The organism is Photorhabdus cinerea (assembly GCF_011189575.1).
Classification (GTDB): Bacteria; Pseudomonadota; Gammaproteobacteria; order Enterobacterales; family Enterobacteriaceae; genus Photorhabdus; species Photorhabdus cinerea.
Window position 1 is genome coordinate 22,249 of sequence record NZ_PUJW01000011.1, and the last position, 13,300, is coordinate 35,548.

The 13,300-nt window shown below is 36.4% G+C and carries 10 protein-coding genes and 3 tRNA genes; 7 read left to right on the forward strand and 6 right to left on the reverse strand.

What is annotated here, in order from left to right:
• Positions 1 to 119: 119 nt before the first annotated feature.
• From bssS to C5469_RS11945, 4 genes are all read right to left on the reverse strand, one after another.
• Positions 120 to 374, reverse strand: a complete 255-nt coding sequence (gene bssS, locus C5469_RS11930; RefSeq protein ID WP_166306605.1) for a biofilm formation regulator BssS — start codon at positions 372 to 374, stop codon at positions 120 to 122.
• A 317-nt stretch (positions 375 to 691) separates the two neighbouring features.
• A complete protein-coding gene (pyrC, locus tag C5469_RS11935) occupies positions 692 to 1,744 on the reverse strand; it encodes a dihydroorotase (protein WP_166306608.1) in 1,053 nt (350 codons plus the stop codon).
• 214 nt (positions 1,745 to 1,958) lie between these two features.
• A tRNA-Asn gene (locus C5469_RS11940) sits at positions 1,959 to 2,034 on the reverse strand.
• Between the two features lie 249 nt (positions 2,035 to 2,283).
• A tRNA-Asn gene (locus C5469_RS11945) sits at positions 2,284 to 2,359 on the reverse strand.
• Between the two features lie 616 nt (positions 2,360 to 2,975).
• On the opposite strand from C5469_RS11945, the gene C5469_RS11950 reads away from it, so the two are divergent.
• Positions 2,976 to 4,049, forward strand: coding sequence for a hypothetical protein (locus tag C5469_RS11950; protein ID WP_166306611.1), 1,074 nt, complete (start codon positions 2,976 to 2,978; stop codon positions 4,047 to 4,049).
• Positions 4,050 to 4,172: 123 nt separating this feature from the next.
• On the opposite strand, the gene C5469_RS11955 is transcribed toward C5469_RS11950, so the two are convergent.
• Positions 4,173 to 4,248: transfer RNA gene (locus tag C5469_RS11955), tRNA-Asn, on the reverse strand.
• A 118-nt stretch (positions 4,249 to 4,366) separates the two neighbouring features.
• Entirely contained in the window at positions 4,367 to 4,885 is a 519-nt protein-coding gene (locus C5469_RS11960) for a YlaC family protein (RefSeq protein ID WP_166306614.1), read from the reverse strand.
• A 481-nt stretch (positions 4,886 to 5,366) separates the two neighbouring features.
• Here C5469_RS11960 and cspE point away from each other — a divergent pair, with 481 nt between their 5' ends.
• The 6 genes from cspE to motB all read left to right on the forward strand — a co-directional run bounded on the left by cspE (position 5,367) and on the right by motB (position 13,288).
• Positions 5,367 to 5,579, forward strand: a complete 213-nt coding sequence (gene cspE / locus C5469_RS11965; protein WP_010847246.1) for a transcription antiterminator/RNA stability regulator CspE — start codon at positions 5,367 to 5,369, stop codon at positions 5,577 to 5,579.
• Between the two features lie 452 nt (positions 5,580 to 6,031).
• Positions 6,032 to 6,724: an MgtC family protein gene (locus tag C5469_RS11970; RefSeq protein WP_166306617.1), complete on the forward strand. Its 693-nt coding sequence runs from the start codon at positions 6,032 to 6,034 to the stop codon at positions 6,722 to 6,724.
• A 3,626-nt stretch (positions 6,725 to 10,350) separates the two neighbouring features.
• Complete coding sequence (gene flhD / locus C5469_RS11975; protein WP_021326104.1) at positions 10,351 to 10,701, forward strand: flagellar transcriptional regulator FlhD; 351 nt, start codon at positions 10,351 to 10,353, stop codon at positions 10,699 to 10,701.
• A 2-nt stretch (positions 10,702 to 10,703) separates the two neighbouring features.
• Positions 10,704 to 11,285 (forward strand): flagellar transcriptional regulator FlhC, encoded by a 582-nt coding sequence (flhC, locus tag C5469_RS11980; RefSeq protein ID WP_166306620.1) that lies wholly within the window; start codon positions 10,704 to 10,706, stop codon positions 11,283 to 11,285.
• A 135-nt stretch (positions 11,286 to 11,420) separates the two neighbouring features.
• Positions 11,421 to 12,308: a flagellar motor stator protein MotA gene (gene motA, locus C5469_RS11985; protein ID WP_166306623.1), complete on the forward strand. Its 888-nt coding sequence runs from the start codon at positions 11,421 to 11,423 to the stop codon at positions 12,306 to 12,308.
• The gene (motB, locus tag C5469_RS11990) at positions 12,305 to 13,288 is read left to right on the forward strand and encodes a flagellar motor protein MotB (protein WP_166306626.1); all 984 of its coding nucleotides are present in this window, start codon (positions 12,305 to 12,307) and stop codon (positions 13,286 to 13,288) included. The genes motA and motB overlap by 4 nt, the downstream gene beginning before the upstream one ends.
• Positions 13,289 to 13,300: the final 12 nt, after the last annotated feature.

A 13,300-nucleotide genomic window follows, 5' to 3' on the forward strand; every position in this document is an offset into this window, starting at 1 on the left:
TAAAGTCAGATTAATCCGAAATTATTATCTAATGGTATAGTATTCCAGATAAAATCGTTGAGGTGAATCAATGTACCTCCAAGCTGGACACCCACTTGTTTGGGTGTCCGAGTTTAAGATTAGTGCTTAATATAGTTCAGATCGCTGTATTCAGAGGATTCGATCTTTTCAATTCCTGCCTGGAGGATGTATATCAATTGCTTTGCAATGTCAGTTGTCAACCATAAGGTTCGGTCTACCATGACATGTTCTGGTGCTTGATCTTGGGAGGACAAGTAGTGAAGGCGTAACATCACTGCATCATACGTATCAACCGTACTGACATCCCAACCTACAACAGGATGCGTTTGAATAACTTCATCTTTACTGCCCATAAAACCTCCTAATCAGATCGCCGCATTAATTATTAATATCATTGACTAAGAGCAAACTACCTCATTCCTGAATGAGTCATTATTAGTATATGCTTTTTAATAAAAGTAAGAAGGTTTTTTGTTAGGAATTATTACCCGGCTCGTTGGTAGGTTGATAACTATACCCTTCATCCTTCAAGTTGCTGCTTTGTTGGCTGCTTTCACTTACCCCAGTCACATCGTTATCTATGCTCCTGGGGAGGCGTTCACTTGCCGTCGCGCTGCAATTTGAAATCTATTGGGTATATACGTGGGGATGATAACCATCCCCACGTATATCAGTCTGCTATTTTTACTTCCCAACGGGCATCTTCGCCAGCCAGGAACGGAATAAGCCTTTCATTGCCACAATCAATGTGTTCAATGACCGTAGAAGATTTGCGAGTCAGTTCGACAAAGCCTTCGTTAACGGGTAATCCGTAGAATTTAGGGCCATTAAGAGAACAGAAGGCTTCAAAATGCTGTAATGCATTTATTTCTTCGAATACTGTTGCGTAAGCAGGTAATGCTGATGGGGCATTAAATACGCCAGCACAACCACAAGATGATTCTTTTTTATGTTGTGCATGTGGTGCAGAGTCTGTACCTAGGAAGAAGCGATCACATCCACCGGCGACGGCTGTGCGTAAAGCATTTTGGTGAACATGGCGTTTCAGAATGGGCAGGCAATACAGGTTTGGACGGATACCACCAACCAGCATATGGTTGCGGTTGAACATTAGGTGCTGTGGCGTTAATGTTGCTGCTAGATTGTCATCACCCTCCAGTACATATTGCACTGCTTCTTTGGTTGTTATGTGTTCAAACACGACTTTCAGTGTGGGAAACTGGTTACGTAATGGCTCCATGACTTGTTCGATAAAACGGGCTTCACGGTCAAAAATATCAATATGAGAAGTAGTAACTTCACCGTGGACGAGCAGAGGCATCCCCAGTTTTTCCATAACGTCTAGTAGTGGATAAATGTTCTTAATATCAGAGACACCGTGGCTTGAATTGGTTGTGGCGTTGGCAGGGTAGAGCTTACAGGCAATGAAAATTCCTTCTTTATAACCGACCTCTATTTGGGAACTGTTGGTAGAATCAGTGAGGTAACAAGTCATAAGAGGCTGAAAATTGTGCCCTTTAGGGATAGCTGCCAATATTCTGTCTCTATAGGCTTTGGCACTACCAACCTCTGTTATCGGAGAAAGCAGATTAGGCATGACGATAGCTCGGCCAAAATAGTGACTGGTATAAGGAACGACGGTTTTTAGCATTTCACCATCACGGAAATGAATGTGCCAGTCATCAGGGCGGCGGATTTTTATTGTATATGATTCAGTGGTCATGAAACCGGCTCCAGTATATATAATAGAAAAGACAAGTGCTGAATTCAGCATGTTCAAGCCGGGAATGGATAATAAAGTGAAAAAGATTAAATAGCTATTGATGAATGTAACTTTCAGAGAAAGTTCCATCCAAATCAATTAGACTAGGGTAACCAGAGGTGGATTTTCTTATAAACAGGAAAAAATGAAGCATGAGGGTAAAATGATATGAAGTTGGCTCCTCCAACTGGACTCGAACCAGTGACATACGGATTAACAGTCCGCCGTTCTACCGACTGAACTATGGAGGAACTCCTTCACAACGGGGTGCATATTAACGGTACACTTCTGCTTTGTCAAAGCAGAAAACAACAAATAGGGTTTGTTTGCTGGTAAACTGAACTTGTTGATCTGTTTTTGTGCTAAACAATGGCTGGTTGCAGGAATTGTATGCTAGGAGTGTAGGTTGAATAGCATTATTATATTGAATGTTGGGTTGTAAGAGCGGTAGTGTAAGTTAGAAAAGCAAAAAGCCCGCACTAAGCGGGCTCTTCATAATTTGGCTCCTCCAACTGGACTCGAACCAGTGACATACGGATTAACAGTCCGCCGTTCTACCGACTGAACTATGGAGGAATCGTTCCTGAGAACGAGGCGAATAATAGCTGGGTATTTTAGGCTTGTCAAAGGGGAAAAGTGCAAATTGAGTTTGATTGATTAACTGGTGTTCAAAATGGCGTTTCTTTGTTATTTTTTAGTCAATTAAATCTTTTGGGACAGGAAATACCAATACTAATTAATATTTATCTATGATAGTTAGGTAGAGGGAATATTATCTATTTTTTTATTTAAAAGATAATTAACTGTGGATATTAAAAATATGATGAAATATATTTTTAATTATTTTTTAATGTTATTTATAGGGGGGTTTATATTTGTTGCCAATCTTCCTATTTTATTTTTTAATAGAGTGCGCATTGTCTTTTGATATTTATTAGTGGATTTTATCGTCTATAATTATTAATTGAAAGAGTAATTCATTATTTCAACAATAAATTGGAAAGCATAGTATTAGTCTAAGGAAAGTAGTTATCCGTTGATAATGAAGTTTTATCTAATGTTAATGGGTTAATATGTTATTAAATTAATGGTTATTTTATATTTGTATATAAGATGCAATAAAGTAAATAATATTTTTCCAGAAAAGAGTGGCTAATTTTTCTGTATTTTTTATACAAAATGAGGAAAAGTCATGAAGTTCTTAATTAATACTGATGTAACTAACTGGGTTTCACATAAAGATTGGTTTGACGTTCCATTACGATTGTTTATAGTTCTAAAAGATGATGATTATTCTGTATCATTAGATAATTACAAAAGTAAAATTTCAGTACATGGTTTGAGTGAAGGCGAATATGAAATTGTAAATAACAATAACGTATTCGACTCTATTAGCAGGGCATCTGAAATTTTAGTAAAAATTAAAACAGATCAAAAAGTTAATGCCACAATTAAGTTTGTTGCGGAAGTAACTGATGCTAGTGGTAATGTGGTTGCGGAAGCTGTTCTGGATCGATTCAAACTGAAGTCAGTGGGATTATCAGCACCTATATATCCGGCAAATTATGATAATATAATTGATAGCAATGATATAAAGTCAGGAGTTAAAGTACTTTTTGTTGACTCTAATATTCTGAAAAATCATGAAGTAAAATTTATTTTTGATGATACTATTGTTTCTGTCCCAAACGCTCAGGATAGCAATGATATCCGCAGCTTGTCTGTGAAAAGTGATCTTCTTACTAACGGTAAACACAACAGTGTTTATTATACTATTAGTGAAAGTGGTAGTGCTAAATTTTCTACTGTTCAGCATATAGTTGTAGAACTTGATGAAGACCCTGGAACAGTTCAGGTTCGCCGTGATCTGGAAATGCCTTATATTGATGAATATGATGAAACTAGAGGCCGACCAATTGGTGAGAGTATTATTGAGTATGACATCAATATTATGGTTAGCGATGTTAAACTTAAAGATAAGGAGTTAAAAAAAGGTACAGTTCATATAAGAGGTTATTCTGATGATAATCAGGATGTAGGCGAGTTAGTATTAAAGATAGAATCTTTAGTAGCCAATGAAGATAATGTTGTCCGGTTGGGGGTAATTAATCCTGAAGTAAATGCCGATGGTCAGCCAGGTGGAATTGATTTCTTTAATTATATCGGTAATGGTCGGGTAATAATTCATTACGAAGTAGAACTTGTTGGCGAAGTAAATATACTGCATAAATCTAAAGAGAGAATTTATAAAGTAGTTTTGGACTAATCACCCCAGTACCCCTAAATGTGCTATTTTATAAACAAAAAAGCCCAATTTTCATTGGGCTTTCGTACAGACTATCTGTCTGATAGTACCAGAGATTCCTGTTAGCATCTCTAGACTTGAATTTGGCTCCTCCAACTGGACTCGAACCAGTGACATACGGATTAACAGTCCGCCGTTCTACCGACTGAACTATGGAGGAATCATTCCTGAGAACGAGGCGAATACTAGCGATGAACTGAGACACTGTCAACGCAAAAAGTCTTACAATTTTATTGTTTGTTCGTCATATGAGCATGTTGTGTTATAACTATGCTATTTTATTGAAATTGAGTACTTTTATTCATCATCGGCGGTGGTGGTGTTTTGTCTGACTGTTCAGAAAATGCCATTATGTAAACGTCATAAAAATATATTTCACCTTTCAGTTTCATAATACGTTTGATTTCATCTTTCATTGTTAACGGAACATGGGGATGAGAAAAGATCTCTTTGAGAGCATGGTCTGATATTTTTTCGCTGGTGAACCACTCACCGTTGTAGCATACCCGTAGATCAAGCACACCAATATCATCAAACCGATATACAGGTTTGATTTCAAATAGCAGAACAGTAGCCATAACAATGAAGAGTACAGTAAAGGCTAGCAGTGAAAATAAACCAAAGTATGGGGCGTACCAGATAAGTACAGCGAGAAACAGATAAGAGATGAGCATAGCCAGGAAAAGGTAAGGGTGGTTGCTGAGAAACTGGCTGTTAAAGCGAGGTTTGCCATCACGCTGTTCTTCAATGTTAATTCGTTCAAGGTCCCGAATCAGTATCTGTTTAATGATATTCATATATTAACCTGAGTAGATGAAGGAAAAGTGGAATGTTTTCATAGTTATCGGTTCTTAAGGTTAGCATGAGGTAGATGATCTTACGTAGATCAGTTGTTTTACTTTAATCTATGATCTGTTATTGGCTGAGATTAATCCTAACGCTTTCATTAAGATAATGGTTGAATAAATCAAAAAAATTTATAACTAATTTGCTTTACTTGTTGTATTATTGTTCTAATAGTGAGCTTAACCGTATTTTTTAAAACACGAATGCATAAAAAGGTTGCTATTCCTTTTCTATCATGCGTTAATGCTGCCGGCCTGATAAACAGACCTACTTTATGTACGACATCTTGAGTTAATGAGTTATGTGTAAGTGTTATCCTGAGATAGCCTTTGTTGACGCGTTTCCTTCTTAGTGCCTCCATAAGTAATAGCTGATAACTGGCCAATACATGCCCATGGTGGCAAAATTTTTTTGATATATAGGAAAGTCACAATGTCTGACAAAATGAAAGGTCAAGTGAAGTGGTTCAACGAGTCTAAAGGCTTCGGTTTCATCACCCCAGCTGACGGTAGCAAAGACGTATTCGTTCACTTCTCTGCCATTCAGGGTAACGGCTTCAAAACTTTGGCAGAAGGCCAGAACGTAGAATTCACCATTGAAAATGGTGCTAAAGGCCCAGCAGCAGCAAACGTAACTGCTATCTGATTGCCTGAATGATTTTCAAGCCCGTCACTATTTTGGTAGTGGCGGGCTTTTTCTTTGTTATAGCAATATCCCCCTTTACTTATTAACTACTCCTGATTATACTTCGTGCAAATTTCATTGGAGAAATTATCATTGGACAGTCAAAATTTTCGGTTAAATAAAAAATAAGATGGTAAGCTGTTAATTTCCTCCCGATTTGCTGCTTGCCAAACAAGGTGGGCGGTGCCTCTCAAAATATCTGAGCTGTACTTACCTAAAACACGGTATTATTTGGTACTCGGTAGAGTAGCGAAGAATAATATATTGGGTTTTTATTATGTTGTTATACATTTACACCTTATTACCTCCAGGTATGTACAGAAAATAATGCTGAATTAAACATTCAGCACAAATTTCTGTGTGCAAAATAAATGCACATGATTACTTATCCATTTAGTTATATGGAGAATGTCATGTTAATAACTCCTTTTGTCTTCCATTTATTATCAGCTATGTGTTTTGGTGCATTAATTGGCGCTGAGCGTCAATGGCGTCAGCGTATGGCAGGTTTAAGAACGAATGCATTAGTTGCGACTGGTGCTGCAGTTTTTATTCTTAGTTCGATAACAACTTCTCCAGATAGTGCTGGTCGTATTGCTGCTCAGGTTGTTTCAGGTATTGGTTTTCTGGGCGCAGGTGTCATTATGCGAGAAGGTATGAATATTCGTGGGTTAAATACTGCAGCAACTTTGTGGTGTTCTGCCGGAATTGGTGTGTTATGTGGTCTTGGGCAATATTGGCTGGCTGCGATAGCGACGGTTATTATTCTTTGCGCGAATATATTATTACGTGAAGCTGCTCAGCGTATTAATTTACAACCCAAACAACAGGTCACTGATTTGGTACAGTGTTATAGAATTCACTTAGTATGCGATAGTAATGACGGAATTCTGGTTAGAACTTTAGTGTTGCAAGCTCTAAATGGCGTGGCAGTGAGATTACAATCACTGAGTTTCATTGATATGATTCAACCTGGAAAACTCGAAGTGTGTATTGAAATATTAGCAACATCGACTGAGCAAAAAGAGATAGAAGCGATTGTTTGTCGCATGAGTCTGGAAAAGAGCGTTAGCTCAATAAACTGGAAAATTGCTTCTGAACTATAGGTCTGAAAATTATTGATATAAGGTAATAATAATTTAGTCTAAAAAAAGTGCCATTGTTGATGAATTGCCTTTTGTCACATGAAACAAATGGAGCGTTGCCTACTAAGTCTTTTCTCTGTTAGGCAACGCGTAATTAAGAAACTATGTGAAATTTTTTCTCTAATAATAAGATGAATACTTCATCAGTAGGTTTTATTAATATGTTGGTGATATTGGTAACAATCAAAGAAAGCAAATTTTATGGATGTCATCATCAGAACGATTGTGGTTAGGTGATTTGTTAACGTTTTGATAAGAATACTTTTCGAGCAAGCGGTGAAACCTGTGATCAAGGCAATAGTGGTTAAGTCATAGTATTGCATATCCCAACCCTAAATATCTATCAAATATATTGTGTCAGACAATATTGTGTTCTGGCTACCATTTGAGTCAAATGTGAACAGTGGTACTGTCCAGCGGTTATTATTGTTACGGTTAAATCTATTGATTATTAGTGGTAGATTTCAGACTACTTTTATCGTGGGGGGCGTTGGTTATAAATTCGCTTTATACTGGAAATAATTTCTGGCGGTATTATTGATTGTTGGTTTTACAGGGAAGCGGGGAACGATGCAGTATTATTATGCACGGGTACAGAAAAATTGATGAGTTGACATTTTATTTTGTTCGGTATTGGTTATCTATTTCTGTGCGGGATTTTTAGAGAAAATATCAATTAACCTGCAAAGGTATTGTAGAAGAAATGATCTAAGTTTGTTCTTATATAAGAGTAAAATAGATAATAATTCTGCTTGATGGAGAATGCCGTGAAAAAATAATGGTACTAGTTAATGGTTACTATCAGACAAAATTTCAGAGTATTAATTTTTAGCAGCTCGATATTTATCCTATGATAAAGTAGAAATGTTTGTTGCTTTCTGATGAGAAAGATCGGCGATATTACAAGGGGAACGGATTTTTCTTGATTTGGTAGAGAAGAGAGCAGCCTCTTCTGTTTATGCATTAAGAGAGAGTAGAGTAATAGCAAAAATTCTTACCGAAGATAATTCTGCTATTACTGTCATAATTTGTCATGATCTAGGATTAGATGCCAAAGCTATTTTAACAACCTAACAAACTGATTCGATGTACGCTGAAATCCTGAAAAGTGAAATGGAATAAAATCGATATTTGACAAACTGCGTATTGTAAGAGTCCTATGTTATAAAATAACAGGCATACAGTTTTTTTCTGGTGATGACGTTAATGATACTGAGGTATTGAGATACGCTGATGTTGGAATTTTTGTTAGTACAAGTACAGATATATCAGAAAAAGCGATAGATATTACCTGATTTGATAAAAATTTGAGGGGATTGGATGAGCTGGATAGTTAAGGGAAGATAGACGAATGGAAATATCATCAACTACTTGAATATAACGGTAAGTTCAGACCTGGTAATGTTTTTTGATGGTACCTTTATTCCATTTTTGTCAATGGGGGACATTCATTTACTAGTACAAGATCTAATGTATGATATTTCGTAGCCTTCTTTATCATTGAGATAAAATGCACCTGATAAAATTTTATAAATGAGATTCTAAAAATATTAGATGTTTTGTGGTATTGATAAAGAGACTTTGTTTAATTCTCGGTATATCGATATATATGTTGATTTTATACGTTATCTCAGTAAAAAATGTTGTTTTTTGAGTTGCATTTCTACCAACTTAGTGTATTAAATGGTAACTTTTTCAAGAATTTATTGTTTATATATTGTGCATGAGGGGAGTGTCTTTTATCCAAACTGCAATGGCATTTCCAGTGTTATTGGTTACATAATTGATAATGATTCTCGATATCTATATTCCTTGCACCTTGTTTGTTGAACTAATGAGTATGGAATCTTTGCCCTGAGAATATTTTCTGTGATGAGATGAGGCTGTAATCAGTTGCTGCATTATTTTCCATGTTTGATGAACAGTTATAATTGTTTGAAAAATTGTCATTACTATTTATATGGGAAAATAAATTTTTACTCAAGACCATATTTTTCATAAAAATATCATAGTGTTTTTATTAATAATGATTATTAACATTATTTCTCTGGTAAGGAATGGTATTGGGGTTTCTTATCATTCTATTACTGTTGGCTATTTTGGCAATAAATCTCAATTAATTATTTTTATCCATAATTATGATTTTAAAAAATGAAATCTACGATATCTGTTAATGGCAACCTTATTTGCGTTTTTTACACGTATAAAAAATGTTTTTGGGATGAGAGTCGTAAATATTATATGAAATAATGAAAAGTAGAAAAAATGTCTTTTAGTATTTTATTTAATTTGTATTATAAGGATATGAATTCTGAAATGACTTATATTATTTATATTGAAAGTTAATGTATGAATTATATTTTTATTGAATTTTATAAAGAATGGTGATGTCATTTGTGATTTATATTTAATGGGGTTATATATTTATATGGCTTGAAAATTTTTATTTCTACTATTATGTGCTTTAATGGAATTTTAAAATGATTCATAGGCTAATAAATAACCATAATTTATTTAAAATACCTAATGCTTTTAGAATATATATATAGATAATGTGTAAATTTAGCTAATGAGTTATAATGAAAAATAAAAATTAAAGGTGAAAAGGGTAAAGTAATTAACAAAAGTATTTTGCGTGTAATGACATTACAAAATATGATTTTTGATAAGTTTTGTTAATGATTGTTTCTGGTGATTGGACTGTAATGAAGCAAAATGGATTGATTTTTGGGATTATCTCTATACTAGATATTGGTTACTATGCCAGCAATAAAATGCTGTTATAGTTGTTTTTTTATGCATTATCTTACTGTATTTTATGCTATTTTTGTATGGTTAGTGTTATCTGTGAATGGTGGTACACATTTTTAGTTAAGCCCTGAGGTTGAAAAAAGTACAAATCTAAACTAAAAGTGATCATACCAGCATCTTTTTTGTAACGAAATTTCACATAAATTTAATCAGTTTTATCGTGCAAATGGAGATGTCAGATCCCAGAATAAGATTATTGTTTACACTTATTACCTAGAGATAAAACTGGTTTTTTTATCGATTGTTTGACTAAGGGTAGGATTTTTTATCGTTATTTTAAATTTATAAGTTTAATAGATCGTATAAAATCAAAAAATATATCTAATATTTTTATTTAGATAATTTAACTTATTAAAATTGGGATTTCGGATTTTATTTAATTGTTTGAATGGTTAATGAGCAATTCATCGATTAAATACATATTAAAAGACTTTATTTTTGTGAGTTATGTCACATAGTATTTAAAATGGCGGCTTCTTTCCGTTGTATAAGTTGATGATTCAGGAGTAAAGTTGTCCTGCATTAAGAATATTCTTAATCGACAGTAAAAAATGTTATATCAGGTAACGCAATAATACTTTTGCAACTCACTACCGTAATATTTTTGAAGTTGGACGAATCAAAAGTAATACAAAGGATGGTTACTACTCTGACTAAGCCTGTATATTTTAGTTATGTAAGAGATTATTAATCCCTAAGCTATTTTAGGAATTTTGTCACGAGTGGTTTTTCGAACACTAAACTGATTTTTTAATGTAATCGGACGGGATAGAGAAATGAGTACGGTTGAATTGCTCAAACATATTTATGACATAAATTTATCGTATCTGCTTTTAGCTCAGCGATTAATTAACCATGAAAAAGCATCAGCGATGTTCCGTTTAGGTATTAGCGATTCTATGGCTGATACGTTGTCTGAATTGACATTACCTCAGTTGGTAAAGCTTGCCGAGACTAATCAATTAGTCTGTAATTTCCGGTTCGAAGACAGTGAAACTATTCAGCAGCTTACCAGGGAATCTCGGGTAGATGATTTGCAACAAATACACACAGGCATTTTGTTATCTACTCATTTATTTCAGCAGTTATCTTCGAAAGACGATACTTCAGTGAAGAAAAGAGCATAGAGATGGCCGGGAAAAGTATAGTTCAAGAAGCGAAGGATATACAGCTTGCAATGGAACTCATCACTTTGGGCGCGCGGTTACAAATGCTTGAAAGTGAAACACAACTGAGCAGAGGGCGATTAATTAAGCTTTATAAAGAATTGAGGGGAAGTCCCCCGCCCAAAGGAATGCTGCCTTTTTCAACAGATTGGTTTATGACTTGGGAACAGAATATTCACTCATCAATGTTCTACAATGCTTATCGCTTTTTACTCAAGAGTGGTTATTGTGACGGTGTAGAGGCAGTTGTTAAAGCTTATCGGCTCTATCTTGAACAATGTCCTCCTATAGAAGGGGACGCACCTGTTTTGGCACTGACTCGTGCCTGGACTTTGGTACGTTTTGTGGACAGTGGCATGTTGCAACCTTCACAATGTCGTACTTGCGGAGGAACTTTTATTACCCATGCTCATCAACCTGTAAATAGCTTTGTTTGTAGCCTTTGCCAACCACCATCACGTGCAGTAAAAAAACGTAAACTTTCCTCTCAATCTGCCGATACTAGTTCACAACTGCTGGATGGACTTGCTCAGCGCGCAATGTGAATTTAAATGGGAAATCATTCCTACAGGTTACAGATTTATACTTTTCTTCCTGTAACCTGTATTGAAATTGTCACTATTCTGGATTCAAACTGTTCAACTTCCCATCCGCTCACCAACTTAGCTAAAGGATATCGCGTGTTAGTACTTTTAGGATATATCGTAGTTTTTGGTGCGGTAATCGGTGGTTACCTGATTGTAGGTGGTCATTTGGGCGCACTTTATCAACCCGCTGAATTTTTAATTATCACTGGTGCTGGTATCGGCGCTTTCATTGTTGGTAACAACGGAAAAGCGATTAAGGCAACATTGCGTGTTTTGCCAAAGATAATGCGTAGATCCAAATATAATAAAGCGATGTATATGGATCTGATGGCTTTGCTTTTCCGGTTGCTAGCAAAATCCCGCCAGCATGGTGTCTTGGCGTTAGAACGAGATATTGAACACCCTCAGCAGAGTGATATTTTCACCCAGTATCCGCGTTTGCTTAAGGATAAGCATTTGATGGATTTTATCACCGACTACATGCGGTTGATTGTAAGTGGCAATATGAATCCTCATGAAATTGAAGCCTTGATGGATGAAGAAATTGAAACTTATGAGCAGGAAAGTGAGATCCCAGCAACCAGTCTTATGATGGTTGGTGATTCACTTCCTGCTTTTGGCATTGTTGCTGCTGTTATGGGGGTTGTTAATGCTTTGGGTTCGGCAGATCGTCCGGCAGGAGAACTTGGTGCACTGATTGCCCATGCAATGGTTGGAACATTCCTTGGTATTTTGCTGGCATATGGCTTTATTTCTCCACTTGCAACACTGTTACGCCAGCGCAGTGGTGAGCACATCAAAATGATGCAGTGCATTAAAGTAACGTTGTTATCAAGCCTGAATGGTTATGCTCCTCAGATTGCTGTTGAGTTCGGTCGTAAGACCTTATACCTCACAGATCGTCCTTCTTTCACTGAGTTGGAGGAACATGTTCGCCGGGTGAAAGTACCTGTCCAGCAAGAAGCTGAAGAACAAATATGAGGGCACGAAACGTCTCTGTCATTAGGGTAAAAAGACGTAAAAGAAATGACACCAAGCATCATGGTGGTTCATGGAAAATTGCCTATGCTGACTTTATGACCGCCATGATGGCATTTTTTCTGGTTATGTGGCTGTTGGCAATTTCCAGCCCGCAGGAATTGACCCGCATTGCAGAATATTTCCGTACTCCATTGCAAGTTGCAATAAATAAAGGGGAACGTAGTAGCGATAGCTCTAATCCTATTCCTGGGGGAGGGCAGGATGTGCTTTATCAGGAAGGTGATATTCTTCGTCAGGCTGAAGTTGTTGAAGCTAATGATGAAGCACGTAAGTTAAACAGACTGCATGAGCAACTCGATCAGTTAATTATTACTGACCCCCGCCTTAAAGCATTACGTCCACACTTGTTAATCGACATGATGGATGAAGGATTACGTATCCAGATTATTGACCGGGAAAATCGGCCAATGTTTATGGTTGGTAGTGCAAAAGTTGAAAGTTATATGAGAGATATTTTGCGGGCTATCGCGCCAATCCTGAACGAGATTCCAAATAAAATTAGTCTGTCCGGTCATACAGATGATTTGAGATATGCTAATGGTGAACGCGGCTACAGTAACTGGGAATTGTCCGCAGATCGTGCGAATGCCTCACGTAGAGAACTATTGGTAGGTGGATTGGATGAAGGAAAGATTCTGCGGGTGGTCGGTATGGCTTCAACTGTTCGCCTGAAACAGGAAGATGCTAGTTCACCAGTTAACCGTCGCATAAGTATTTTAGTGCTCAATAAGCAAGCGGAAGAGCGAATTGAACAGCAAAATACCGGTAGCAATTCCTTGATTATTAATGATAGTAAGGAAATTCACGAGGCGATTGGAAAGGATTCGGCTGAGAGTGGGTCATCACAACAATCCAATGAAATCACAATATCGGCTCAACCAGTATCACCGAGTGCTGAGCCTAATCGTGATACCGACTAAGGTGACAAAGTA

Bases quoted from the DNA above. Each gene is read 5' to 3' on its own strand.
- bssS (WP_166306605.1), bottom strand. From the start codon at position 374: ATGGGCAGTAAAGATGAAGTTATTCAAACGCATCCTGTTGTAGGTTGG.
- pyrC (WP_166306608.1), bottom strand. From the start codon at position 1,744: ATGACCACTGAATCATATACAATAAAAATCCGCCGCCCTGATGACTGG.
- C5469_RS11950 (WP_166306611.1), top strand. From the start codon at position 2,976: ATGAAGTTCTTAATTAATACTGATGTAACTAACTGGGTTTCACATAAA.
- C5469_RS11960 (WP_166306614.1), bottom strand. From the start codon at position 4,885: ATGAATATCATTAAACAGATACTGATTCGGGACCTTGAACGAATTAAC.
- cspE (WP_010847246.1), top strand. From the start codon at position 5,367: ATGTCTGACAAAATGAAAGGTCAAGTGAAGTGGTTCAACGAGTCTAAA.
- C5469_RS11970 (WP_166306617.1), top strand. From the start codon at position 6,032: ATGTTAATAACTCCTTTTGTCTTCCATTTATTATCAGCTATGTGTTTT.
- flhD (WP_021326104.1), top strand. From the start codon at position 10,351: ATGAGTACGGTTGAATTGCTCAAACATATTTATGACATAAATTTATCG.
- flhC (WP_166306620.1), top strand. From the start codon at position 10,704: ATGGCCGGGAAAAGTATAGTTCAAGAAGCGAAGGATATACAGCTTGCA.
- motB (WP_166306626.1), top strand. From the start codon at position 12,305: ATGAGGGCACGAAACGTCTCTGTCATTAGGGTAAAAAGACGTAAAAGA.